22 protein-coding genes and 3 tRNA genes are annotated in these 26043 nt (G+C 41.1%); 5 read left to right on the top strand and 20 right to left on the bottom strand.

Translation table 11 applies throughout. The annotated features are described in order from the left end of the window. Entirely contained in the window at positions 1-645 is a 645-nt protein-coding gene (locus JEP36_RS12115; RefSeq protein WP_232805453.1) for a LysM-like peptidoglycan-binding domain-containing protein, read from the top strand. A gap of 85 nt (positions 646-730) precedes the next feature. Here JEP36_RS12115 and rplI read toward each other — a convergent pair whose 3' ends face one another. From rplI to tsaE, 16 genes are all read right to left on the bottom strand, one after another. Next, positions 731-1180, bottom strand: a complete 450-nt coding sequence (rplI, locus tag JEP36_RS12110; protein WP_023583606.1) for a 50S ribosomal protein L9 — start codon at positions 1178-1180, stop codon at positions 731-733. Between the two features lie 40 nt (positions 1181-1220). After that, positions 1221-1448: a 30S ribosomal protein S18 gene (gene rpsR / locus JEP36_RS12105; RefSeq protein ID WP_000135199.1), complete on the bottom strand. Its 228-nt coding sequence runs from the start codon at positions 1446-1448 to the stop codon at positions 1221-1223. 4 nt (positions 1449-1452) lie between these two features. Next, positions 1453-1773 (bottom strand): primosomal replication protein N, encoded by a 321-nt coding sequence (gene priB / locus JEP36_RS12100; RefSeq protein WP_006535746.1) that lies wholly within the window; start codon positions 1771-1773, stop codon positions 1453-1455. An 8-nt stretch (positions 1774-1781) separates the two neighbouring features. Further along, a complete protein-coding gene (gene rpsF, locus JEP36_RS12095) occupies positions 1782-2180 on the bottom strand; it encodes a 30S ribosomal protein S6 (protein WP_023583607.1) in 399 nt (132 codons plus the stop codon). A 163-nt stretch (positions 2181-2343) separates the two neighbouring features. Continuing rightward, positions 2344-3075 carry a 23S rRNA (guanosine(2251)-2'-O)-methyltransferase RlmB gene (gene rlmB / locus JEP36_RS12090; RefSeq protein ID WP_164996193.1) on the bottom strand — a complete coding sequence of 244 codons (732 nt, stop codon included), beginning with the start codon at positions 3073-3075 and terminating at the stop codon, positions 2344-2346. Between the two features lie 102 nt (positions 3076-3177). Beyond that, complete coding sequence (gene rnr / locus JEP36_RS12085) at positions 3178-5670, bottom strand: ribonuclease R (protein WP_198620230.1); 2493 nt, start codon at positions 5668-5670, stop codon at positions 3178-3180. 39 nt (positions 5671-5709) lie between these two features. Further along, the gene (gene nsrR, locus JEP36_RS12080; RefSeq protein WP_109372704.1) at positions 5710-6138 is read right to left on the bottom strand and encodes a nitric oxide-sensing transcriptional repressor NsrR; all 429 of its coding nucleotides are present in this window, start codon (positions 6136-6138) and stop codon (positions 5710-5712) included. A gap of 426 nt (positions 6139-6564) precedes the next feature. Beyond that, positions 6565-7863 carry an adenylosuccinate synthase gene (locus JEP36_RS12075; protein ID WP_099076371.1) on the bottom strand — a complete coding sequence of 433 codons (1299 nt, stop codon included), beginning with the start codon at positions 7861-7863 and terminating at the stop codon, positions 6565-6567. A gap of 456 nt (positions 7864-8319) precedes the next feature. After that, entirely contained in the window at positions 8320-9324 is a 1005-nt protein-coding gene (hflC, locus tag JEP36_RS12070) for a protease modulator HflC (RefSeq protein WP_075672791.1), read from the bottom strand. Between the two features lie 2 nt (positions 9325-9326). Then, positions 9327-10601: an FtsH protease activity modulator HflK gene (gene hflK, locus JEP36_RS12065; RefSeq protein WP_198620231.1), complete on the bottom strand. Its 1275-nt coding sequence runs from the start codon at positions 10599-10601 to the stop codon at positions 9327-9329. A gap of 92 nt (positions 10602-10693) precedes the next feature. Then, a complete protein-coding gene (hflX, locus tag JEP36_RS12060) occupies positions 10694-11977 on the bottom strand; it encodes a ribosome rescue GTPase HflX (RefSeq protein WP_198630252.1) in 1284 nt (427 codons plus the stop codon). 94 nt (positions 11978-12071) lie between these two features. Beyond that, on the bottom strand, positions 12072-12359 hold the full coding sequence (gene hfq / locus JEP36_RS12055) for an RNA chaperone Hfq (protein ID WP_075672788.1): 288 nt from the start codon (positions 12357-12359) through the stop codon (positions 12072-12074). Between the two features lie 109 nt (positions 12360-12468). Next, a complete protein-coding gene (gene miaA, locus JEP36_RS12050; RefSeq protein ID WP_196533568.1) occupies positions 12469-13410 on the bottom strand; it encodes a tRNA (adenosine(37)-N6)-dimethylallyltransferase MiaA in 942 nt (313 codons plus the stop codon). After that, positions 13379-15391 (bottom strand): DNA mismatch repair endonuclease MutL, encoded by a 2013-nt coding sequence (gene mutL / locus JEP36_RS12045; protein ID WP_198630251.1) that lies wholly within the window; start codon positions 15389-15391, stop codon positions 13379-13381. The genes miaA and mutL overlap by 32 nt, the downstream gene beginning before the upstream one ends. Before the next feature lie 23 nt (positions 15392-15414). Further along, a complete protein-coding gene (locus tag JEP36_RS12040; protein ID WP_198630250.1) occupies positions 15415-16746 on the bottom strand; it encodes an N-acetylmuramoyl-L-alanine amidase in 1332 nt (443 codons plus the stop codon). Positions 16747-16759: 13 nt separating this feature from the next. Next, entirely contained in the window at positions 16760-17227 is a 468-nt protein-coding gene (gene tsaE, locus JEP36_RS12035) for a tRNA (adenosine(37)-N6)-threonylcarbamoyltransferase complex ATPase subunit type 1 TsaE (RefSeq protein ID WP_198620234.1), read from the bottom strand. A gap of 224 nt (positions 17228-17451) precedes the next feature. Between tsaE and queG the strand changes: the two genes are divergently transcribed. Then, the gene (gene queG / locus JEP36_RS12030) at positions 17452-18606 is read left to right on the top strand and encodes a tRNA epoxyqueuosine(34) reductase QueG (RefSeq protein ID WP_109372709.1); all 1155 of its coding nucleotides are present in this window, start codon (positions 17452-17454) and stop codon (positions 18604-18606) included. Between the two features lie 865 nt (positions 18607-19471). On the opposite strand, the gene JEP36_RS12025 is transcribed toward queG, so the two are convergent. The 4 genes from JEP36_RS12025 to orn form a co-directional block, all read right to left on the bottom strand. After that, positions 19472-19547 (bottom strand) — tRNA-Gly (locus JEP36_RS12025). A 35-nt stretch (positions 19548-19582) separates the two neighbouring features. Then, positions 19583-19658 (bottom strand) — tRNA-Gly (locus tag JEP36_RS12020). 36 nt (positions 19659-19694) lie between these two features. Next, positions 19695-19770, bottom strand: a tRNA-Gly gene (locus JEP36_RS12015). 166 nt (positions 19771-19936) lie between these two features. Continuing rightward, positions 19937-20482, bottom strand: coding sequence for an oligoribonuclease (gene orn / locus JEP36_RS12010; protein ID WP_109372712.1), 546 nt, complete (start codon positions 20480-20482; stop codon positions 19937-19939). A gap of 115 nt (positions 20483-20597) precedes the next feature. On the opposite strand from orn, the gene rsgA reads away from it, so the two are divergent. The 3 genes from rsgA (at position 20598) to mscM (ending at position 25999) form a co-directional block, all read left to right on the top strand. Continuing rightward, complete coding sequence (rsgA, locus tag JEP36_RS12005) at positions 20598-21656, top strand: small ribosomal subunit biogenesis GTPase RsgA (protein ID WP_198630249.1); 1059 nt, start codon at positions 20598-20600, stop codon at positions 21654-21656. A gap of 88 nt (positions 21657-21744) precedes the next feature. Further along, complete coding sequence (gene asd / locus JEP36_RS12000; RefSeq protein WP_151436684.1) at positions 21745-22641, top strand: archaetidylserine decarboxylase; 897 nt, start codon at positions 21745-21747, stop codon at positions 22639-22641. A 22-nt stretch (positions 22642-22663) separates the two neighbouring features. Then, complete coding sequence (mscM, locus tag JEP36_RS11995; RefSeq protein WP_198630248.1) at positions 22664-25999, top strand: miniconductance mechanosensitive channel MscM; 3336 nt, start codon at positions 22664-22666, stop codon at positions 25997-25999. Positions 26000-26043: the final 44 nt, after the last annotated feature.

Below are 26043 nucleotides of genomic sequence, written 5' to 3'. Positions count from 1 at the left end.
ATGGCTACAAGGAATAAAAAAGATGTTACAGCAATTCATAATACTGATTCACAGATCAATAATGAGGTGAATATGGGCAAATTCCCTGGCTTACATCGTCGAGCAATACTGGTTATTGCTATTGCTTTATTGGTCGTGTTTTTTTGGCCGACAAGTGAAAACACTAGTGAGCCACCTCAACCGTCATCATCAACGCATGATCTTCCTGTGCCAATAGCATCTACCAATGATCCAGCGTATCAAACACCGATCCCTCAAGCACAAATAAACTCAAATGCCGAACCTAGGATTTCTCCATCAATTGAGGCTCCAACGACAAATGATCCTGAGGGAAATATTACTCAAACAACACCGCAACAAGACACTCAATCAACACCAGCGCAAACATGGCAGACTTACACCATTAAAGAGGGGCAAACCTTAGCGCAGCTTTTTAGAGACAATCAACTTCCTGTCAATGATGCATTTTCTATGGCGAAATCAGAAGACCAACAGAAATCATTAAGCCAATTGCGCTCAGGGCAAGCTATTCGCTTACAGCGTAATCCACAAGGTGATGTCAGTATGCTAGAAGTGACAAATAGCGCCGGTACTGTTATCACTTACACTCGTTTGAGTGATGGAAGTTATTACCGTACACCATAGTAAAAAAGCCTTTATTTATCCAAAAAAAAACGCCAGCTAAGCTGGCGTTTTTCTTTTTTATCAACATTAACTGTTTAATCAAAGATTATTCAGCAACGATGATAACATTCAGTTCAGCGAATACGTCACTGTGAACTTGGAAGTGAACTTCGTGGTCACCAGTAGTACGCAGAACGCCATTTGGCAGGCGAACTTCGCTCTTACACATTTCAACGCCAGCTGCAGTTACTGCATCAGCGATGTCACGAGTACCGATTGAACCAAACAGTTTACCTTCGTCACCCGCTTTAGAGCTGATAGTGACAGAACCCAGTGCATTGATCTTCGCTGCACGAGCTTCAGCTGCTGCTAAAGTTTCAGCTAATTTAGCTTCTAACTCAGCACGACGCGCTTCGAAAAACTCGATGTTTTTCTTAGTCGCAGAAACAGCTTTACCCTGTGGGATTAAATAGTTACGAGCATAGCCCGATTTTACGTTAACCTGATCACCCAGGCTACCCAGATTCGCTACTTTATCAAGCAGAATAATTTGCATTACCTTATCCTCTACAAGTCATTAATGGACTATATACCTATTACTGATGACGATCAGTATAAGGTAATAAAGACAGGTAGCGTGCGCGCTTGATAGCACGAGCCAGCTGACGCTGGTATTTTGCACGAGTACCGGTGATACGACTTGGTACAATTTTACCACTTTCAGTGATATAGTTTTTCAGCGTAGCGATATCTTTATAATCGATCTCTTGTACGCCTTCTGCTGTGAAACGGCAGAACTTACGACGACGGAAATAACGTGCCATATGGCTAGTCTCCAGAATCTATCAATTCAATCTGCTCGGCATGAAGCACCAATTTAAACAATCCATTTCGCGCCTGATGGCTACTAATGAATCCAGAAACGGTGATTTGGCTGCCGACCGTTATACTGTGAGTAACTGCTTGTAACGCTTTCCCGCTAGCAATAATGGGCATTCGACACCATGATTGTCTTTTTAATCCCGCCTCTTCTTGTATTGAACGATGTTCAATAACAAATTGACAGTGCGGGATCCCAGCGGGGCTAACTTTTCGAATTAATGCTTTGCACACTGTGCCAGTTAGCACCAAATGATTATTAGCCGTCACAGCACTAATTACTCTTCAGAATCCTCTGCTACATCATCAACTTCATCTTCATCATCGAGGTCATCAGCGATATCACGACGGCGTTCGTCTTTTGCTTTAACCATTGGAGAAGCTTCAGTTACTGCGTGTTTAGTACGCATAATCATGTTGCGGAGAACGGCATCGTTGAAACGGAAAGTAGTTTCCAGTTCATCAATCACTTCCTGCGGAGCTTCAACGTTCATCAGAACGTAATGTGCTTTGTGCAGTTTGTTGATTGGATAAGCTAATTGACGACGACCCCAGTCTTCTAGACGGTGGATCTGACCATTTGCATTAGTGATAGCGGTTTTATAACGCTCGATCATGCCCGGAACTTGTTCGCTCTGGTCAGGATGAACCATAAAAACGATTTCGTAATGACGCATTTGATATTGCTCCTTACGGATTTATCAGCCTCCTGTCAGGGTCAGTCACCACCCATGGAGGCAAGGAACTTGTTTAAGTTGTGACTGAAAAAATTGACGCGTAACTATACCCCCGCGGCCAATAAAACTCAAGGGAGTATAGAGAATAAAATAAACTCAGCGATTATTTAACAATAATACGCTGGCGCATCGCTTCAAATAAGCAAACGCCGGTTGCCACAGAAACGTTGAGTGAAGACACCGTACCCGCCATTGGGATACTAATCAGCTCATCACAATGCTCTCGAGTTAAACGACGCATACCTTCACCTTCAGCGCCCATCACTAATGCCATTGGGCCAGTGAGTTTGCTTTGATATAAAGTATGGTCTGCTTCGCCTGCTGTGCCGACAATCCAAACGTTCTCTTCTTGCAGGAAACGTAATGTACGAGCAAGGTTAGTCACTTTAATTAAAGGAACACTTTCTGCTGCACCACAAGCCACTTTTTTGGCTGTTGCGTTTAATTGTGCAGAACGATCTTTGGGAACGATAACAGCATGCACACCAGCTGCATCTGCGCTACGTAAACAAGCCCCTAAATTATGGGGATCAGTAACACCATCTAGCACTAATAAGAAAGGTGTGCCGACTTTAGCTAATAAGTCTGGTAAATCTTGTTCTTGATACTGACGACCGGGTTTTACTTTAGCAATAATACCTTGGTGAACAGCACCTTCTGTTTGGCTATCTAACCATTGACGATTAGCCACTTGAACCAGAATACCTTGAGCTTCTAATTCATGAATAACAGGTGTTAAACGGCGGTCTTCGCGCCCTTTTAATACATAAACTTCTTTAAAACGTGCAGGATCACGCTCAAGTAATGCGGTTACTGCGTGAATACCATAAATAATTTCTTCGCTCATAGCGGTGCTTACTCATTAAAAAATAAAAGGCACAAAACAGATAAAAGGCGGAGTCTCCGCCTTTTAAAAAAGAACCAGAAGAACGAAACTTTATGCGTTATCGCGTTTGGCTGCGCGTTTAGCTTTAAGTTTTGCCTCTATCTTTTTGGTTTGTGATGATGCTTTCTTACGTTTGCTACTTGCTTTATCTTTCGCAACTTGGTCTTTTACAGCTTTGTCTTTGCTCGCATTACCTCGACCTGATGATTTGCCTTTTTTGAAAGCACTATCTGGCTCAAAGTTTTTGTCTTTGCTTGCATCACGACGACGAGACTTACTAGAACTTGCGTTTTTCTTGTCTTTTTCACCTTTTAGGCCACGAACACGGGCTGTTTTACCCGGATTACGCGCGGTACGTGTTGTTGAAATTAAAGAGAAGTCAATAGTACGTTCATCCATACTCACTGCTTCCACTTTCACTTCCACTTCATCACCAAGGCGATAAACTTGCCCTGAAGACTCACCAATCAAGCGCTGACCAACATTGTCATATTGATAGTAATCATTATTTAATGTGGAAACATGCACCAAACCATCGATAAACAGATCGTTTAAGCGGACAAAGAAACCAAAGCCCGTTACGCTGGTGATAATACCTGTAAATTGTTGACCAATTTGATCCAGCATAAAGTCACATTTCAGCCAATCAGCGACATCTCGTGTTGCTTCATCAGCACGGCGCTCCGTTAAAGAGCAGTGCTCGCCTAATTGCAACATGGTGTCCATATCACTATGGTAGCCACCTGTTGGTGTCCAACGCTGTGAACCGTGACCTGCTTGTTTCGCAATTTGATATTTAATTGCACGATGCAAGGCTAAGTCAGGATAACGACGAATTGGCGAGGTAAAGTGAGCATAAGATTTCAATGCTAAACCAAAGTGTCCACGATTTTCAGGATCGTAAATCGCTTGCTTCATAGAACGTAAGATCATGGTTTGCAGCATTTCACGATCAGGGCGCTCTTCAACCTCTTTCATAACACGCGCGTAGTCTGCTGGCTCTGGCGTTAAGCCTCCTGGCAACGTTAACCCTAATTCATTAAAGACTGAACGCAAATTCAGGACGCTCTCTTCTTTGGGCTTATCATGAATACGATAAAGTGCAGGTTCTTCATTTTTCTCAACAAAGCGAGCGGCTGCGATATTAGCAAGGATCATGCACTCTTCAATCAATTTGTGTGCATCATTACGAACCACTGGCTCAATACGCTCAATACGACGCTCTGCATTAAAGATAAACTTCGCTTCTTCTGATTCAAAACCAATCGCACCACGTTGCTCACGCGCTTTATCTAGCACTTGATACAATTCATATAGATGCTCAATATCTTGAACGATAGGTTTATAGTGTTCACGCAGTTCCTCATCACCTTGAATGATTTTCCACACTTTGGTGTAAGTCATTCGTGCATGAGAACTCATGACTGCTTCATAGAATTTATAAGAAGAAAGACGCCCTTGTTCAGAAATCGTCATCTCGCAAACCATACATAAGCGGTCAACTTGTGGATTTAATGAACACAATCCATTAGACAGAACTTCTGGCAACATCGGCACTACTTGAGAAGGAAAATAAACAGAGTTTCCTCGGCTACGCGCTTCTGTATCTAATGCCGTTTGTGGACGCACATAATAGCTCACATCCGCAATTGCGACCCATAAACGCCAGCCACCGCCTTTCTTACGTTCACAATAAACCGCATCGTCAAAATCTCGTGCATCTTCACCATCAATGGTAATTAATGGTAATTTGCGTAAATCAACACGTCCTTGCTTAGCTGATTCTGGAACTTCTTCTTTTAAATCAGCAACTTCTTTTGTAACTTTTTCAGGCCATGTATAAGGGATCTCATGAGTACGCAGGGCGATTTCTACTGCAATACCTGTTCCCATCGTTTCGCCTAGGATCTCAACGATACGTCCTACTGCTTGAGTGCGACGAGTAGGTCTTGTTGTGATTTCAACAACAACCACATTTCCCATTCGTGCGCCCATGATATCTTCTTTAGGAATAAGAATATCAAAGCTTAAACGGCTATCATCAGGTACAACAAATCCCATACCTGACTCAATAAAATAGCGACCTACAATTTGGTTATTTCGTGGTTCAATAACACGAACAACACGACCTTCACGGCGACCTTTTCTATCCATACCTAAAGGTTGAGCAAGGATCACATCGCCATGCATAGTTTTTTTCATTTCATCTTGTGAAAGATAGAGGTCATCTTTTTGACCTTCTGCACGTAAAAAACCATAACCATCTCGGTGACCGATTACCTTGCCTTTCCACAAATCAAGGCGTTCAGGTAATGCGTAGCATTGGCGACGGGTAAAAACTAATTGGCCATCACGTTCCATTGCTCTTAAACGGCGACGCAACGCTTCTAAGTCTTCTTCACCAGAAATTTTTAACGCCTGTGCTAAATCTTCGCGACTCATTGGTGCCGTGCGTTTTTTCATTTCTTCTAAAATATATTCGCGACTAGCAATTGGAGAGGCGTATTTCTCTGCTTCTCTATCCTGAAAAGGATCTTTTGACATTATGACCTCCAAGCTATCAGATTTGATGAAATAGTAGACTCAAACATCTTCTAATAACAATTTATATAAGGAGCTATTATTTTCAACTAGCTCGGCGAGTGTGTGACGGTCTAACTCTTTCAAAAACTGCTCAATTGCCTGATTTAACACCAGTTTTAGTCGACAAGCTGGGGTAATGTGGCAAAACTCAGCACTACAGTTTACTAATGAAAGTGGCTCTAAAGCACGAACAACCTCACCCACGATGATGTTTGTTGCAGGCTTGCCTAAACGGATCCCTCCATTTTTACCGCGAATAGCCTCAACAAAACCTAAATGGCTAAGTTGATTAATAATTTTCACCATATGGTTACGCGAGACACCATAGACTTGTGTCACTTCAGTGATACTCGTCATTTTGCCTTCTGGCAGTGAAGCCATATATATCAATGCCCGCAATCCATAATCTGTAAAACTGGTTAATTGCACAATGACCTCTGAAAAGTGGTTTTCCCTATTAAAGTCGTTAAGGGATCAGTAATTATTAATGAGAATATCATTTTATTAAGCAATATTATGTTTAATTTTTGGACATTTAGCAAAGATATGCTCAAAAGTGAGTTATTTCCGTCTCTCACTTGACTATTAACAAAATAATAGCGATATCACAGACAAAGAAAAAGCGATACTGTCGATTTTCAACAGATCGCTTTCTTATTTCTGATATTACAACAATAACATTGTCTTACTGTTTTTTACGCGTTACTGATAGAACAGAAGCAAAACCGAGTGTAAAGCTGTCTTATCTTATGTGTAACACGTATTTTTATCTCAATTTAACCAACAAACAGATACGAAAAAATCGCCCCTGTCATTTTCAGGGACGATGTTCACATCAAACCAATTTAATGCAAATTATGCATCAAATGGATGACGGAGAATGATGGTTTCTGAACGGTCTGGACCAGTAGAAACGATATCAACAGGAACACCTGTCAGTTCTTCTACACGTTTGATGTAGTTCAGCGCTGCTTGTGGCAGTTGAGCATGATCTTTCACACCAAAAGTACTTTCGTTCCAACCTGGCATTGATTCGTAGATAGGCTCGATACCTTCCCAATCATCAGCTGCTAAAGGTGTTGTATCAATCACTTCACCATTTGGTAAACGATAACCAACACACAGTTTCACTTCTTTCAGACCATCTAACACATCCAGTTTAGTCATACAGAAACCAGACAGTGAGTTGATTTGAACAGCGCGACGAATAGCGATGATATCTAACCAGCCAGTACGACGGCTACGGCCTGTAGTTGCACCAAATTCTTGGCCTTTCTCACGTAAGAAGTCACCCACTTCATCAAACAATTCAGTTGGGAATGGACCTGCACCTACACGAGTAGAGTAAGCTTTGATGATCCCTAATACGTAACCAACATAGCGAGGGCCTAAGCCTGAACCTGTTGCCACACCACCAGCGGTTGTGTTTGAAGAGGTTACATACGGATAAGTACCGTGGTCGATGTCTAATAAAGTACCTTGTGCACCTTCAAACATCACTAACTCACCGTTTTGTGTTGCTTTGTACAGTAAGTCTGAAACATCAACAACCATACCTGTCAGAATATCAGCGATTGCCATGATATCATCTAAGGTTTTTTGGTAATCAACAGGTTCAACTTTGTAGTAGTTCACCAGTTGGAAGTTATGGTATTCGATGATTTCTTTGAGTTTTTGTGCAAACGCTTTTTTATCAAACAGATCGCCAACACGTAAACCGCGACGAGCAACTTTATCTTCGTAAGCAGGACCGATACCACGACCTGTTGTACCGATAGCTTTTTCGCCACGCGCTTTTTCACGCGCATTGTCTAATGCGATGTGATAAGGAAGGATTAACGGGCAAGCTTCAGATAGAAGTAAACGAGAACGAACAGGAATGCCACGATCTTCAAGTTGAGTCATTTCCTTCATCAGGGCTTCTGGCGATAAAACGACACCGTTTGCTATGATGCTAACAACATTTTCACGGAGAATGCCTGATGGGATTAAATGAAGAACGGTTTTTTCACCGTCGATGACTAGAGTGTGGCCTGCGTTATGGCCACCTTGGTAGCGAACAACATATTTAGCGCGTTCTGTCAGCAAATCGACTATCTTGCCTTTGCCTTCGTCACCCCACTGGGTGCCCAATACGACAACGTTATTACTCATTTCAAAATACACTCGGTTGCTTAAAAAAGGATTCTACCATCTCAATTCAAGAGTTACAGTAGATTTTATCTAATTATGTCATCCCCGCTTTTAAGCAATAGATTATCTTGCCATTGTCAATATTTTTGCCCGAAAAATCCGCATCACAAACGTATTGTGAATTTTATCAACAGTTTTGATCGCAAAAACAGGAAGCAGAGTGACATAAAAGTGAAAATGGCGAAGAAGACGCTTCGGAATTGCCGAAGGTTTATCTTGAAATGCAATTTTCACTTTATACTATCCCAGCTAAAACCATTTTGGAAACCATTAAGCGTAAATTTTCATCTTTTTATGCACAATTATTTATTTCTTAGCTAGATTACTCGCTTTATCTTATTGATATCAAAAAAAATCCCCCACTTTTTAAGGTGGAGGATTTTATTATTTACTCAAACGGTTTAATACGTTTGGAAATTACTCTTCAATCGCTCGCGCTTTTGTTGGTGCTTTCATATAGCGTAAGAAATCGCTATCTGGGCTTAACACCATGACGTCATTGCCATCTTGGTTAAAGCTCTTTTCATAAGCACGTAAGCTACGAATGAAGGCATAGAAGTCTGGATCTTGGTTGAACGCATCAGCAAACAGTTTAGTCGCTTGAGCATCACCTTCACCGCGAAGACGTAATGATTCACGCTCAGATTCAGCAAGTGTCTCTGTTACGGTCTTATCCGCAGCTGCGCGAATTTTCACAGCTTGCTCTTGACCTTGAGAGCGGTGACGACGAGCAACGGCTTCACGCTCTGCACGCATGCGCTGATAAATCGCCTCAGAAACTTCCATAGGTAAGTTTATTTGCTTGATTCGAACGTCAATCACTTCAATACCTAAAGCCGCCATACTGTTCATATTGATAGCAGGCGCTTGACCTTTGGTTTCTTCAGCTACTTTCTTCGCAGCAATGGCAATCGCATCATCAGCAGCACTTGAATCACGAGATGGAGTACCTTCATTCAGTGCATTACGAACATCAATGGTTAAACGACCACGAGAATCCGTAATAATTTGGTTTACGCTCATACGACCAATCTCAGAACGTAAGCGGTCACTGAATTTACGACGCAGTAATGTTTCCGCTTGCGTTGTATTACCACCACCTGTTGCCAGATAGTAGGTGCTGAAATCACTGATACGCCATTTCAGATAAGAGTCGACTAATAAGTCTTTATTCTCGCCTGATAAGAAACGGTCTTGCTGGATATTCATAGTTTGAATACGCGCATCCAGTTTTTTCACATTCTCAATAAATGGAATTTTAAAGTGAAGACCAGGTTCATAAACAACAGGTTTATTTTCAGCATCACGTACAACTTTCGCAAAGCGTAAAATAATACCACGCTCATACTGTTGAACGACAAATACAGAAGAGTACAACAACGCTAAAATAATAACTGCAACAACAGCGATAACTTTACGCATGATTATTGTCCTCCTTGATTATTGCCGTAAGGCTGACCATAACCGCCATTATTACTACCATATCCACCATTACCATAAGTCGTTGTCGCTGGTTTTTGTGTCGGTGCTGGATTTGCAGCTGGAGCAGGTGCCGTTACACGAGCTGGCGCCTCAAACGTATTCGATGGTGTAGATTGAGGTTGCTGACGTAACATTTGCTCTAAAGGCAGCACTAACATGCTGTTACCTTTATCATTAGCGATAACTTTACGTGTTTTTGATAGCACTTTTTCCATCGTTTCAATGTAAAGACGCTCGCGAGTAATTTCAGGAGCAGCACGATATTCAGGTAAGATTTTAGCAAAGCTTGCTACCTCACCTTCTGCTTTCATCACCACACTGGTTTTATAAGCCGTCGCTTCTTCAATCATACGTTGCGCGTTACCTTTTGCTAACGGTAACACTTCGTTTTTATACGCTTCAGCTTGACGAATTGTTTTTTGTTCTTCTTCACGGGCAGCGATTACGTCATCGAATGCCGCTTTTACCGCTTCTGGTGGGCGAGCAACTTGGAAGTTGACGTCCACAATCGAGATACCCATGTTATAAGGACGGATAGTCTCTTCTAATTCTTGACGTGTTTGGTCACGAATTTCTGAACGGTTAGAAGTCAGAATTTTTTCCATTTCTGAACGACCAATAACGCCACGTACTGCGCTGTCAGTTGCCTGACCTAAGCTGTTAATTGGTGTTGTCAGGTTAAACAGGAATGTTTCTGGATCGGAGACAACATACTGCACGTTTATCTCAACTTGAACCATGTTTTCATCTGACGTTAACATCATGCCACCCGTAGTTAAATCACGGATAGTTTTTACGTTAACAGGCTGAACTTCATCAATGAAAGTCGGTTTCCAGTTCAGACCAGGTTCAACGATTTGGTAAAATTTACCAAAACGAGTCACTACACCTTGTTCTGCCTCTTTGATGGTATAAAAACCACTTGCAGCCCAAACCACGACTACCGCACCTAATGCAAGAGAAATCAAAAGATTTCCAGCATTACTACGAGGACCGCCATTTTGCCCAGAAGAGGAGTTTCCACCTTTTTTACCGCCGAAACCACCAAGCTTTTCACTCAGTTTACGGAACATATCATCGAGATCTGATGCTCCGCGATTCCGACCTCCTTGATTGCCGTTAGAGTTACCGTTGCCATCGCCATTATTATTGCCGCTGTTTCGGTTACCCCACGGGTCGCGGTCTTGTCCGTTGTTACCGGGCTGATTCCACGCCATGTTCTAGCTCCATTATTATGATTAGATTTATCAGGCTTAAGAGCCGATTTCGTCGCCAGCTCTCAGTTAATGTTCATTATTATGGCCGAGTTTCAGACCACGTAATCCAATAAATTTGGTTCCTGCTTGCAAAGGCGGCGCCAGTCTACCATAGGCATACGTATGATTAGCCCAACTTTACCGTCTTTTTCAATCCATTCACGTTCTATCGACTGTAATTGATAAAAACGACTACGTAAGCGCCCTGTATTTTCTGGCGGTAAACGTAATTCAAAGTGTGCGATCTCACCTGAAAGACGTTCTGTCAACGCCTGATACAACAGAGGAATACCTTCGCCTGTTTGTGCAGAAACCCAAACCCTAACGGGTAAGTTTTCTTCATTTCGATCAATTCTTGGAGTGAAGTCTTCAAGAAGATCAATTTTGTTCATAACATGCAGTGTTGGTATTTCTTGAGCATCAATCTCTTCTAATACACTTTCAACGGCATGAATATTTTCCTCAAAACGGCTATCTGCTGCATCAATAACATGAAGAAGTAAGGTCGCTTCTCGTGTTTCTTGCAAAGTCGCTTTAAAAGCAGCAACAAGATCGTGAGGTAAATGTCGAATAAATCCAACAGTATCGGCTAATACAACGGTTCCCACATCATCAACTTGAATACGTCTTAGTGTCGGATCTAATGTTGCAAAGAGCTGATCTGCTGCATACACATCAGAACAGGTAATGAGATTAAATAAACTCGATTTCCCTGCATTCGTGTAACCAACAAGGGATAATGTTGGAATATCAGCTTTACTCCGCGCTTGCCGTCCTTGTTCACGCTGACGCTCAACCCTACCCAATCGCATTAGAATTTGACTAATTTTACCTCGGAGTAAGCGGCGGTCTGTTTCTAGCTGAGTTTCGCCTGGTCCTCGTAACCCGATCCCCCCTTTTTGTCTTTCAAGGTGAGTCCACCCTCTGACTAAACGGGTTGATAAGTGACGTAACTGGGCGAGTTCTACCTGTAGCTTTCCTTCATGAGTTCTTGCTCTTTGAGCAAAGATATCAAGGATAACTCCCGTGCGATCAACCACACGGCATTCACAAAGTCTTTCCAGATTTCGCTCTTGTGCAGGTGTCAGTGCATGATTAAATAAAACAACATCTGCACCACTTGCTTTTACAGCCTCGGCAATTTCTTCTGCCTTACCTTCACCCACATAATATTTAGGATGAGGTGCTTTACGATTTCCTGTAATAATCTGAACCGGTTTAACACCCGCAGATGTCACCAAAGATTCAAATTCTTGCAAATCATCAACGTTCTTTTCTTGAGAAAAGAATACGTGCACTAAAACGGCTAATTCGCCACCTTCATAACGATCAAACAAAGGCGAAACCTCTTGGACTTTATAAAAACAGGAAAAAACATAGGTAAAGTCTCCCTACCTATGTTTTTCTTATATCAAGAATAATATTGAATTATTACTCTGCAACATCATCCTGCTGAGCAGCACCACCATTGTAGCCTGTACCAGTTTGGTTCGTGCCTGTATTGCTATGATGAGAAACAGGACGCGAAGGTACCACGGTAGAGATAGCATGTTTGTATACCATCTGACTTACTGTGTTTTTCAGCAAAATAACAAATTGGTCAAAAGATTCGATCTGACCCTGCAATTTAATGCCGTTTACCAAATAGATAGAAACGGGAACCCTTTCACGACGTAATGCGTTCAGGAAAGGATCTTGCAAAGATTGCCCCTTAGCCATTCTATGTTTTCCTTATTTTGTTGTTTTATATTAGAACCCAATTGGTTCGAAAAATGAACTACTCAAAAATTGCGCTTTGGCAACTATCAATTTTACACAAACCTACCATCTATGCACTAACTACCTGCAAAACAGTGTCAAGAGATTGTTTTGGATCTTCACTATCAAGCCAGTGAATGTCATTCCAACCTCTTAACCAGGTGATTTGTCGCTTCGCTAATTGCCGGGTAGCGCAGATCCCTCGATAAACCATCTCATCATAATCTATTTCGCCAGATAAATATGACCACATCTGGCGATAACCGACACAACGTACAGAAGGTAAATCTTCATGCAGATCGCCCCGTTCATATAATGATTTTACTTCATCTTCAAATCCACACGTTAACATCTGTTTAAAACGAGCTTCAATGCGTTGGTGAAGAACATTTCTATCTTTCGGAGCAATCGCAAATTGATAAACATCATAGGGCAAAGACTCGCCTGATATTTTTGTCAATTCTGTCATTGTCTTACCTGAAATCAGGTAAACTTCTAGTGCACGAGAAAGTCGTTGAGGATCATTAGGATGGATCCGTTGTGCTGCAACAGGATCAACTAATGCTAACTCTTTATGTATTGCCTCCCACCCTTGTTCTGCTGCTTTTTTCTCTATTTCAGCACGAACATCAGGATTTGCACTGGGTAAAGGCGATAGACCTTCAAGTAACGCTTTAAAATATAGCATAGTCCCGCCCACTAATAGTGGAATTCGCCCAGCTGCGGTAATTTCTTCCATGGCATTTAATGCATCACGTCGAAAATCAGCTGCGGAATAGGGTAATGCGGGGTCTAGAATATCAATTAATCGATGTGGCGCAAGCGATTGCTCTGTCGCATCTGGCTTTGCAGTACCAATATCCATACCACGATAGATAAGCGCAGAGTCCACACTAATAATATCTACAGGCAACTTTTGTCTTAGTGCAATTGCTAATGCCGTTTTACCTGACGCTGTAGGCCCCATTAGGAAAATTGCTTTAGGTTTTATTTGCGTGTTTACTTCGCTCATTATTTAATGCCGCTACCACCGGTTGTAATTCTATTAATTGTAATAAGTTTTTTGCTGGCCGTCTGACATATTGCGGACAAAGTCTTTCAATATCAGCCAATAGTCCTACTGCTTGAGCTTGCGACCACTGTGCTTGCTCTGCACCTAATTGTTTTGCAAACCACTGTCCAAGTTGTTGCTCGGTACAAGATTGCTCTGCTGACAAATAGGCTAATAATGCTGTCAGTAACATAGGTAAATTTTGCTGGCGCAAAGGTAACGACACAGCATGTATTGTTGCTTTACCGTGAGAAATTTCGATAACGATCCCGAAATGACTGATTAGCGATTGAAACTGATTGAATACGCTAATCTCCTCTTTACTCAATGCCAACTTTAAAGGCACTAGCAAAGGTTGTGGCTTCAATGTTTCATCTTTAGGCAGTAATTGCGCACATTTTAACAGAAAATCTGCTTCTTCCAATGATAACAACCCAAGACCTTGTGAAGATTCTATTAACGCATATTTGTGCTGATAAATTGCCAATACTCGCCCAAAAGTATAATCAGTTCGTCCATCTTTCGCATTGACAGAACGAGGCATCACCGAAATAGTATCTTCTTCGATATTATTAGTTGTATGAACGATTTCACCTAAATTCAATGGGGCACGGTCAGGAAATAGTGGTATTTTCTCTTTATCTTTTGATGTAGAGATACTTTCTTGCATCATTTTTTGATAAAGCGCGCCTTGTGTCCGTTGATAGCTCTCACCAAACTGACGACGATCTCCAAATTGAGAGGCTTGCTTTTGAGGTGAGTTATTGTTGTGCTCTCGTTCACTGAATTGGTGTGATGATGATGTATTTTTCGGAGTTTGAGCTACGGGTGCTTGATAAGGCTGAGAAAATACGTTTTCACCCGCAACTTGACGATTTTCAGGAAAGTTTAACGCTGTTTCGTGTTCTTCTTCATCATCTGAAGTGAGTGATAAAGACTCTTGCGTTGCTTGTCGTAAAACACTCAGCACACCTTGATAGATAAAATCATGAACCAAACGAGACTCATGGAAGCGAACTTCATGTTTAGCAGGATGGACGTTAACATCAACTTGGTGAGGATCAACGCTTAAATACAAGATGTAAGAGGGTTGCTGCTCTCCTTGTAAATACCCATCATAGGCTTGACGAATAGCATGATTAATCAATCTATCACGCATCATTCGTCCATTCACATAACAATACTGAATTTCACTACTTTGCACAGGTGATAAAGGATGTTCTACCCAACCTTTTATTGCTAAATCACCATGTTCCCACGATAACTGCATTGATTGGTTGACAAAATTATTACCACAAATCGCACTCAAACGGCGATTTTGCTGACTTTCATCTTTCACTGCACGGTATTGCCGAACACGTTTACCGTTATGAGTAAGATTGATGGAGACATCAAAGCGCGATAACGCAATGCGGCGCACCACTTCATCAATATGTGCAAACTCTGTTTTTTCAGTACGTAAAAACTTACGCCTTGCTGGCGTGTTATAAAACAGATCAAGGACTTCAACCGTACTTCCTACGGGATGAGCCGCAGGCTTAACCGTCACAGCCATATCTCGGCCTTCGGCGTAAGCTTGCCATGCCTCTTCTTGATCTTGAGTACGCGATGTCAGCGTTAAACGAGAAACTGAGCTAATGCTCGCTAATGCTTCTCCACGAAAACCCATACTCATTATGGCTTCGAGATCGTCAAGACTTGATATTTTGCTAGTTGCATGGCGAGCAAGTGCTAACTTCAAATCATCACGATTGATACCGCATCCATTATCACGAATGCGAATTAGCTTGGCGCCACCTTTATCGATATCAATATCAATTGAGGTCGCGCCTGCGTCTAAACTATTTTCCAGCAACTCTTTAACAACAGAGGCGGGTCTTTCAACAACTTCCCCTGCGGCAATTTGGTTTGCAAGCTGAGGAGGTAATAAATTTATCGCCATTACCTTTATTCCATTCTACTCAATCAATTAGGCGCGTTTTGTAAAGGGTGAGCCAGAAAATAATTTCTTAAACCAGCGTGAATAGATGCCGCAAGTTTCTCTTGATAAGCATCAGAAATCAGTAATTGCTCTTCTGACGCATGACTGATAAAGCCTGTTTCAACTAAAATTGAAGGGATATCGGGTGAACGTAAAACACCTAAGCTTGCATGCTCTGGTGTTTTCTTATGTAGTGAACCCACTTTTCTTAGTTCAGACAATACAGCAACGGCAACGTCATAACCCACTCGCTGTGAATTACCAAACTGTAAATCGAGTACTGTTTGGCTTAAATAAGGATCAGCCCCGTCTAATGCATCACCCGCACCACCGAGTAATTCAGATTGTTTCTCGCTTTGCTCAAGCCACTTACCTAATTCACTGTTTGCACGACGATTAGAAAGCACCCATACAGAAGCGCCTCTTGCACTACGATTGGGTGCTGAGTCTGCATGAATAGACACTAACATATTTGCACTTTGCTTACGGGCGACTTCAGAACGCCCCGCAACTGAGATAAAATAATCGCCGCTGCGTGTTAGAACAGGCTTAAACATAGGATCATTACGTAAGCGAGCTTCTAACTTTCTTGCCACACTTAGCGTCACGTCTTTTTCACGATTACCTTTCTGACCAATCGCACCGGGATCTTGCCCACCATGACCCGCATCTATCGCAATAATAATTTGGCGAGAGCCTGCTTGCGGTTTTGAAGGTGTGGTGCGTGGTTTTGCAATGGGAACAACAGGCGTAACCTCGGTTACTGGCTTAGTCATTAAAGGCGCCATTTCCCGATTTGTATTTGCACTTGAATGTGATGTCGTTGCTGTTGCAGTTGGTGATAACGCAACAACACTTACTGTCGATTGGGCATTGCTATTTTGTCGAGCATTCATAGCTTTGATAGTAAGCACTAACTTATAGCCACCACTTACATTCATCAAACTTTCAGTCACCACAACAGGCTGAGCAAGCTCCACGACCATACTTTGGTATTGGCTATCTTTTGATTGCGTTGAGCGAATTTTATGGACTAACTGCCCATTGCCTAATGTTACTGGTAATCCCGTGATTTTTGTACCCTGTTTAAAGTCCATCACCAAACGGTCAGGACTTTTTAATGAGTAATATCGATAACTAGGCTTCCCATCACTAAAAGTAAATGTAAGGGTTGTTGCTGAAATACCGTTTTCTGCTTTTACTTCTGTCACAGTAGCGGCTTGTGCTATTTGCACAAAAAATAAAGACAAAACAACCAACAGAAAGGCAACAACATAGCGCTGACTTTGACTCACAGTAGTGATGAGACTCGACATAATCAATATTCCTTTATGCAGACTGAATACGGGATAAAACAGTGTTCCCTCTTGGTGAAAGGGCAACAAAACGCGCTTTTCGACCTTCATCTTCGTAGCTTAAATGAAGTTCTAAATCTGCGTTGGGTAAAAAGCCTTCGCCTTGAGATGGCCATTCAACAAGACATAACGCATCTTGTTCAAAATAGTCGCGTATTCCCATAAATTCCAGCTCTTCAGCGGAAGCTAAACGATAGAGATCAAAATGATAAACGGGATTTGGCGAAAGCATATAAGGCTCAACTAATGTATATGTTGGGCTTTTAACATGCCCTTGATGACCAAGCGCTTGTAAAAAGCCTCGGCTAAAGGTTGTTTTTCCAGCACCAAGATCGCCATATAAATAAATGATCAATCCGCTATGATCCGTCGCTATTGCAACAGTACGCCCTAGTTCAACTGTTGCCGCTTCATCTTCTAATGTAACAACCCATTCTTTCATATTTATATAATCTATTGTTAAGTTATAACGGCTTAATAAAGAGAGATCGTTGGAGAACATCAAATACTAAGCTTTATATGTTTTCTTAAGGCAAATAGTTATCGAAATTACTATCAAATAACCATACCATAAATCTATTTATTGCGAGGATTTTTCCTACCGCCTCACTATGATACACTGCGCGCTCTTAGGACTCACCTCTTACCTACTGATTCGGTTTATTCATGTCATCACTCGATCTTAATCTTCTCGCTCAAAACATTAAATTATGGGGTTCTGAGCTAGGTTTTCAACAAACAGGGATATGTGATACTGACTTATCACTTGAAGAACCTCGCCTGCAAGCTTGGTTAGATAAGCAATATCATGGTGAAATGGCATGGATGGAAAAGTATGGAATGACACGAGCCAGACCTCATGAACTGGTTCCGGGTACATTACGCGTTATCAGTGTCAGAATGAATTATCTCCCCACGGATGCGGCTTTTGCACGAACCTTAAATAACCCAGAACAAGGCTATATCAGCCGTTATGCGCTTGGTCGGGATTATCACAAAGTATTAAGGCAGCGTCTTAAAAAACTCGGCGAAAAAATTTCACAATATTGTCAGCAATTTGAATATCAAGGGGTAGTCAACTTTCGTCCTTTCGTTGATTCAGCCCCTATTATGGAACGCCCATTAGCTGTTAAGGCAGGACTTGGCTGGGTTGGTAAACACTCACTTGTTATTAATAATCAAGCAGGCTCTTGGTTTTTCCTTGGTGAACTACTGATTGATTTGCCGTTACCTATTGATAGCCCAGTTGAAGAGCAATGCGGTAAATGTGTCGCCTGTATGACAACCTGTCCGACAGGTGCCATTGTTGAACCTTATACTATTGATGCTCGTCGCTGTATTTCTTATCTCACTATCGAACTCGATGGTGCTATTCCTGAAGAATTTCGCCCTCTAATGGGTAATCGCATTTATGGTTGTGATGATTGCCAGCTTATCTGTCCTTGGAATCGTTTTTCATCACTGACTGACGAAGAAGATTTTTCACCAAGAAGAGCACTTCATACCCCAGAATTACTCGATCTCTTTCAATGGAATGAAGATAAATTTTTGCGTATCACTGAAGGTTCGCCGATCCGTCGTATTGGTTATTTACGTTGGCTTAGAAATATTAGCGTGGCGTTAGGAAATGCACCTTATCAAGATAAAATTATACTTGCCTTGCAAGAACGCTTTGGATTGAGTGATGTTTTAGATGAACATTTAAACTGGGCGATTGCACAGCAGACAGCGAAGAGAAATGAAAAAGAAGTAAAAATACAGACTTCACAACAAAAACGCTTAGTAAGGGCGATAACTAAAGGCTTACCTCGTGACGCTTAATTTTTAACAGGATAAACGCATTACGAATAACCATTAATTTCCTCTGTGAATAAAATAAAAATCCCTTGCCTATCAACATGAAAAAAAAATTCAAGCGAACTAAGACTCAAAATTTAAAAAAATTAAAATAAACTTAGTTATCAATTAGATATAAAATCCAATCAATTTGTTGAAGAGAATAATATCCTTATCACTTAAGGATACGTGCTTGTGGATAACTCTGTGCAGTAAAAAAATAAATAGTGCTTAGATGCGGTGGTTATTAGCATCTCACTGTGGATAAATCGATTTGGGAAGATTTTAAGAATAGTAGAATATATATCACATTTTTTTAAAGAAAAGCCTGAGAAACCCTTTTCTTTTTCTAAAATACTATTCAATGCATGTTTAACAGAATAAAGGCCTAAAACCTAAAAAATGATCTTGCCTCTAATTTCCCCTCTAAATGAGGAAAGGCGCACATTCTAGTGCTGTCAAAATAGAAATGCAAGCAAAGATCAAAGATAGATCACAAAAAAATAGCTTGATCTTACATGTATTAATGACATTTTCTTTTTTGAACAATAATCCAACACACTCTCTTTACGAGTATTAAGTAAAATTCCCTAATCTGCACCCTAAAACAGTGTAGTCGATATTTAAAAAAGCGAGAGAAAAAATAAAGATTTTTTGGTTATATTTTAGACTAGCGAATAAAGCAACTGTACCTTATGAGTTACAAACTTTAGGTATTCATAAATTTCGGCAAATTATTATTTACGTTATTACTGATGGTAGACGAGATATGAAAGCGCTACTTAGCCGTAGACTATTAGGATAACGTATTGATTTTTGATTAGAAGAATAAAACTAGAAGAGAAAAACTTGGAGCGGGAAACGAGACTCGAACTCGCGACCCCAACCTTGGCAAGGTTGTGCTCTACCAACTGAGCTATTCCCGCATTTGGTAAGTTTTGACAATTATAAGTGAAAGATTTGGAGCGGGAAACGAGACTCGAACTCGCGACCCCAACCTTGGCAAGGTTGTGCTCTACCAACTGAGCTATTCCCGCGTCGCATAACACTACTCATAACTGCCTAAGAAAGATTGGAGCGGGAAACGAGACTCGAACTCGCGACCCCAACCTTGGCAAGGTTGTGCTCTACCAACTGAGCTATTCCCGCGTCTTTCTTACACCCGTACAAACGAAATTCTTCATCGGTACGGGAAGCGCATTATACGAGAAAAATGCTTAACCGCAAGCCCTTATCAACAAAAAAATACGTTTTTTTGATTACATGCCGATAAAATCATCACAATGATGCAATATCAATCATGAATGCACGCTTTTTACTCTTTAATAAAGGTTTTACGATAATAAGCTAGCTCTGCAATGGACTCACGAATATCATCCAATGCCTGATGAGTATTCTTTTTCTCAAAACCTTCTAAAATTTCAGGTTTCCAACGACGTGCTAATTCTTTTAATGTACTCACATCAAGATAACGGTAGTGAAAATATTGCTCTAGCTCTGGCATGTAACGGTATAGAAAACGCCTATCTTGCCCCACACTATTACCACAGATAGGTGATACGCCTTTTGGTACCCATTTTTCTAGGAATTCAATTGTCGCTTTTTGTGCTGAATTGTCATCATATGAACTGTTTTTTACGCGCTCAACTAAGCCACTACCAGTATGGGTACGTGTATTCCATTCATCCATTAAACTTAATTGTTCATCAGATTGGTGTACTGCAATTACAGGGCCTTCGGCTAAAATATTAAGTTGAGGATCTGTCACGATAGTGGCAATTTCGATGATACGGTCACATTCAGGATCAAGACCTGTCATTTCCAGATCTATCCAGATCAGATTGTTCTCGCTTTTTGACATAATATATCCTAGCTGTTTCTAAGTGTGAGACATGATATTTTAGCGTTTATCATAGCGCGTTTACTCAATAAGCACGACAGAAGAACATCTAACCGAATAATACAAGTGAGGATCGGTGACAAAACGTAAATTATCTAAAGGCCAGCAACGCCGAGTACAAGAAAATCATAAAAAGCGTTTGCAGAGCAAAGAGAAAAAAAACCACGTTGAATTAGACGATACGCAATTAGGCGAAGCGACCGAAGGCTTAGTGATCAGCCGTTTTGGTCAACATGCAGATATCGAAGCTACTGACGGCACTATTACACGATGCAATATTCGACGCACAATTTCATCACTGGTAACGGGTGATAAAGTTGTTTGGCGTCCTGCGCTACAAACACAAGAAAATGTCCGCGTAAATGGTATTGTAGAAGCTGTACACGAACGAACTTCAGTACTTACTCGTCCTGACTATTATGATGGCATTAAGCCTATTGCTGCTAATATTGATCAAATTATTATCGTTTCGGCTATTTTGCCTGAACTTTCTTTAAATATTATCGACCGTTACCTTGTCGCATGTGAGACTTTAAACGTTGAGCCTCTGATTGTACTCAATAAAATCGATATGTTAGACGAGGAAAGCCGTAAGACTATCAGTGAATGGATGCAAACTTATAAAGATATTGGTTATCGTGTTCTTGAAGTCTCTAGCTACACCAAAGAAGGTCTTGATGCATTGACACAAGAGTTGATTGGCCGTATCTCCATTTTTGCGGGGCAATCTGGTGTCGGAAAGTCAAGCTTACTCAATACGTTATTACCACCAATGGAAGAAAGCATTCTGGTTAATCAGGTTTCTGATAATTCAGGTTTAGGTCAGCATACCACCACCGCATCACGCCTTTACCATTTCCCGCAAGGAGGAGATGTCATTGACTCGCCGGGTGTGCGTGAATTTGGTCTCTGGCATTTAACACCAGAACAAGTAACAAAAGGGTTTATTGAATTCAGACCGTACCTTGGTGGTTGTAAATTCCGCGATTGTAAGCATTTAGACGATCCAGGTTGCCTAATTAGTGAAGCCGTAAATAACGGTGAGATCTCAGAAACGCGCTTTGAAAATTACCATCGTATTTTAGAAAGTATGAGTCAGGTGAAAGTTCGTAAGAACATTAATTTAGACTCTTAATAATTGATTCACTGACAACCCTATTAAGGGTAGGTACAATAGACCCCTTTTGTCTATTTTTTATCGTTCAATCCCAGAGGTTGCCATTTTGGACAAGCTAAAAATTAAACTACAGTATTTATTGCCTAAATTATGGCTCACACAGCTAGCAGGTTGGTTTGCAAACAAAAAAGCGGGTGTAATTACCCAATTTGCGATCAAAGCCTTTGCTAAAGCCTATAAAGTCGATATGAATGAAGCAAAAGATAGCCAGTTCCAAGCTTATTCTTCATTCAACGATTTCTTTATTCGTGCATTAAAAGACGGCGCTCGTCCTATTATCGAAGGTGATGACCAACTCGCATTGCCTGCTGATGGCGCAGTAAGCCAACTCGGTCTTATTCAAGACGATCAAATTCTGCAAGCCAAAGGACATCATTACACCCTTGAAGCGTTACTTGCAGGTAATTTTATGCTGGCAGATAAATTCCGTAATGGTCAGTTTATTACGACTTATCTTTCACCTCGTGATTACCACCGCGTTCACATGCCTTGTGATGGTTTATTAAAAGAGATGATTTATGTTCCAGGCGATCTCTTCTCTGTTAATCCATTAACAGCGGCTAATGTCCCTAACTTATTTGCACGTAATGAACGTATTATTTGCCTCTTTGAAACTCAATTTGGTCCAATGATACAAATTCTAGTTGGTGCAACAATTGTTGGTAGTATTGAAACGGTTTGGTGTGGCATGGTAACGCCACCTCGTGAAGGTATTATTAAACGTTGGACATATCCTCAAGCGGATAAAGCAGGAGCGATATTCTTGAAAAAAGGTGAAGAAATGGGTCGATTTAAGTTAGGCTCAACGGTCATCAACCTTTTCCCAGAAAATACCGTTCAACTGAATAAAGATCTTATGAATGGCTCCGTTACATTAATGGGGGAACAATTGGGTTCCATCATCAATGTCGCTGGTAATGACAATAATGCCATCAGTGAATAACACGTAATTCGGAGTAACCTTTGTGCGCCTGATAATCAGTCTTTTCTTCTCGCTCTTTTTGACGCTTTCGTTAAGCTCATCTGCAATATCAGCGGATGTAGAGAAATTACGTCAAGATATTAAACAACTTGAAGGAAGTACCAATCCTCAAGATATTGAGGCAGTTCAGGCGCTACAAGGCACTATCAATTGGATTAATGATGGTGAAAAAGCGCAAACGAATGCAGATAATTATCAAAAAACCATTGATGATTACCCTCAAATCACGCAAGAGCTAAGAACTAAACTTCTAGAAGAAAGCCATGCTGTTCCTACTATTCCAGAAAAAATTAGCATCCCTGATTTAGAACAGAAAATTATTCAAATCAGTAGCCAATTAATGGAACAAGCAAGGCTTCAGCAACAAGAGCAAGATAAAAGCCGAGAAATTAGCGAATCTTTAAACTTATTACCCCAACAGCTTTCTGAAGCGCGCCGTTTACTCAGCGATGCAACAGCAAGACTCGCGGCTGCCAGTGCGTCAACAACACCGTTAACAGAGGCACAAAATAAGCTAACACAAGCTGAAGTCACCGCACGTAAAGCAATGGTTAATGAGCTTGAAATGGCACAACTTTCGGCTAATAACCGCCAAGAAATTGCTCGCCTTCGCTTAGAATTATTTAAAAAACGCTATCAGCGTCTTGATGTGCAACTACAACAATTGCGCAGCTTATTAAATATAAAGCGCCAAGAAGTGGCTGATCTGGCATTAGAAAAAACAGAGATGTTAGCGGAGAAAGGTGGTGAGCTCCCTGAGTTTCTGACAAAACAGATCCAAACTAACCGTGAACTCTCTCAAATCCTGAATAAACAAACACAGGAAATGAGTGAGTTATCAGAAAAACAACGCATTACCACCCAGCAGACACAACAAGTTCGCCAAACGCTTACCACTATTCGAGAGCAAGCACAGTGGTTAAGTGGCTCCACAGCATTAGGTGAAGCATTAAGAACACAACTTTCCCGCTTACCTGAAATGCCTCGTTCACAAGAACTTGATAGAGATATTATTCAGTTACGTGTCGAGCGTTTAGGCTATGAGGATATGCTGGAAAACTTAAGTAAGATCCAGCCGCCAGAAACCGCAGATGGCTCTAAATTGCCTGAAGCTCAGCAATATATTTTTGATTCTCTTATCCAAGCACGTCATGAATTATTGAATTCGTTGTTATCCGGTTATGACTCTCAAATTCTTGAGTTAACAAAACTAAAAGTGGCGACAACTCAATTAGCGGATGCATTAAAAGAGACAAAAGACGCCACAAACCGTTATATGTTCTGGGTTGCTGATATCAGCCCCATCAAATTTAATTATCCGGTTTTATTAGTCAAAGATATCACTCGATTGCTTTCGCTAGATACCTTTTCACAATTAGGTCATGCGGCTGTCAGCATGCTTAAAAATCAAGATACCTTTTTGTTCCTATTTGTCACTTTATCTATTGTGGGCTTTAGTCTGCGCACTCGAAAACACTACAACGCATTTCTTGAAAGAGTCAGCAACCGTATTGGTAAAGTCACACAAGATCACTTTTCACTGACGATACGCACGGTTTTTTGGTCTATTTTAATTGCGTTGCCATTACCTCTGTTATGGTCTGCTGTAGGTTATGGCTTACAAAGTGTTGAATGGCGTTATCCAATGGCGGGAGCGATTGGATATGGAGTCACAGCAGCAGCACCTGTGCTGTGGTTATTTATGATAAGTGCAACCTTTGCACGTCATAACGGTCTATTTATTGCTCAATTTAAATGGAAAGAGAGCCGTGTTAAAAAAGCGATGCGCTTTTACCAGCTTTCTATTTTTGTCATCGTTCCGCTGATGATGTCATTAGTTACCTTTGAATATTATAGCGATAGAGAATTTGCGCCAACGGTTGGTCGTTTCTGTTTCTTACTGCTCTGTATCGCCCTAAGCTTTATTACCTCTAGCCTTAAAAAAGCTCACGTCCCACTTTATCTAGATAAACATGGATCTGGCGATAACCTTATCAATACCATTTTATGGTGGTTCTTACTGCTTGCTCCGGTTATTGCAGGTTTAGCCGCCGTCTTAGGTTACCTTTCTACATCGATTGTCTTACTCGGTCGTTTAGAAATGTCTGTCGCCATTTGGTTTGCTCTACTGATTATCTACCACATTATTCAGCGATGGATGCTTATTCAGCGCCGAAAATTAGCCTTTGAACGAGCTAAACAAAAGCGTGCAGAAATTCTGGCTCAGCGTGCAAAAGGTGAAGATGAAAATACGATTGTTGGGAGCAGTGGTGAGAGCACAGTAGGGCTTGAAATTGAAGCTCAAGAAATAGACCTTGATACTATCAGTGCGCAATCCATTGGTTTAGTTCGCTCTATTCTAACGATGATTGCATTAGTCTCGATGATCTTATTGTGGTCTGAATTAAACACCGCGTTCTCTTTCGTTGATAATATCCGACTTTGGGACGTCACCTCATCGGTAAATGGTGTTAACACGGTGCAACCTATTACGATGGGTTCTATTTTAGTGGCAATCCTTGTCATTATTATTACAACCCAATTAGTACGAAATCTCCCTGCTTTACTTGAGTTGGCCATTTTACAGCATCTTGATTTAACACCAGGTACAGGTTACGCCATTACCACGATGACCAAATACACCATCACCTTAATTGGGAGTATTGTGGGTTTCTCTTTATTAGGGATTGAGTGGTCAAAATTACAGTGGCTAGTGGCGGCAATGGGTGTTGGATTAGGTTTTGGCTTACAAGAAATTTTTGCCAACATCATTTCAGGTTTGATGATCTTATTTGAAAAACCAATCCGTATTGGCGATACCGTCACTATTCGGAATTTGACTGGAAATATTTCTAAGATCAACACTCGGGCAACTACCTTAACCGACTGGGATAGAAAAGAAATTATCGTACCGAACAAAGCTTTTATTACAGAGCAATTTATTAACTGGTCACTCTCAGATTCAGTCACTCGTATCGTAATGACCATCCCTGCTCCAGCAGACTGTAACAGTGAGCAAGTAACAAATGTGTTATTAGAAGCCTCAAAACGCTCTACAATGATTTTAGAAAACCCTGCACCAGAGGTTTATCTGGTCGATTTACAGCAAGGTATTCAGATTTTTGAATTACGTGTTTATGCCGCAGAGATGGGACACAGAATGCCAGCAAGACATGAAATTCATCAAAATATTCTCTTAGCCTTTGCAGAGCATGGCATCCCATTACCGTTCCCACCATTCCAAGCCAGAGTGGATATGATGGGCAATACAATCCGCAGCTCTATGCGTGCAACACCAAGAGAAGTCGGTGGATTGTAATTAATCTATTCCATTGGAATATAAAAAAGGCGAACAATATCACG

Source organism: Proteus sp. PR00208, assembly GCF_016238545.1.
Taxonomy (GTDB): Bacteria; Pseudomonadota; Gammaproteobacteria; order Enterobacterales; family Enterobacteriaceae; genus Proteus.
Note: the sequence above shows the minus strand (reverse complement) of the source record. Positions and strands in the feature narration are given on the sequence as shown.

Coding starts and splice junctions, on each gene's coding strand:
- JEP36_RS12115 (WP_232805453.1), top strand. CDS start 1: ATGGCTACAAGGAATAAAAAAGATGTTACAGCAATTCATAATACTGAT.
- rplI (WP_023583606.1), bottom strand. CDS start 1,180: ATGCAAATTATTCTGCTTGATAAAGTAGCGAATCTGGGTAGCCTGGGT.
- rpsR (WP_000135199.1), bottom strand. CDS start 1,448: ATGGCACGTTATTTCCGTCGTCGTAAGTTCTGCCGTTTCACAGCAGAA.
- rpsF (WP_023583607.1), bottom strand. CDS start 2,180: ATGCGTCATTACGAAATCGTTTTTATGGTTCATCCTGACCAGAGCGAA.
- rnr (WP_198620230.1), bottom strand. CDS start 5,670: ATGTCAAAAGATCCTTTTCAGGATAGAGAAGCAGAGAAATACGCCTCT.
- JEP36_RS12075 (WP_099076371.1), bottom strand. CDS start 7,863: ATGAGTAATAACGTTGTCGTATTGGGCACCCAGTGGGGTGACGAAGGC.
- hflC (WP_075672791.1), bottom strand. CDS start 9,324: ATGCGTAAAGTTATCGCTGTTGTTGCAGTTATTATTTTAGCGTTGTTG.
- hflK (WP_198620231.1), bottom strand. CDS start 10,601: ATGGCGTGGAATCAGCCCGGTAACAACGGACAAGACCGCGACCCGTGG.
- hfq (WP_075672788.1), bottom strand. CDS start 12,359: ATGGCTAAGGGGCAATCTTTGCAAGATCCTTTCCTGAACGCATTACGT.
- miaA (WP_196533568.1), bottom strand. CDS start 13,410: ATGAGCGAAGTAAACACGCAAATAAAACCTAAAGCAATTTTCCTAATG.
- mutL (WP_198630251.1), bottom strand. CDS start 15,391: ATGGCGATAAATTTATTACCTCCTCAGCTTGCAAACCAAATTGCCGCA.
- JEP36_RS12040 (WP_198630250.1), bottom strand. CDS start 16,746: ATGTCGAGTCTCATCACTACTGTGAGTCAAAGTCAGCGCTATGTTGTT.
- tsaE (WP_198620234.1), bottom strand. CDS start 17,227: ATGAAAGAATGGGTTGTTACATTAGAAGATGAAGCGGCAACAGTTGAA.
- queG (WP_109372709.1), top strand. CDS start 17,452: ATGTCATCACTCGATCTTAATCTTCTCGCTCAAAACATTAAATTATGG.
- orn (WP_109372712.1), bottom strand. CDS start 20,482: ATGTCAAAAAGCGAGAACAATCTGATCTGGATAGATCTGGAAATGACA.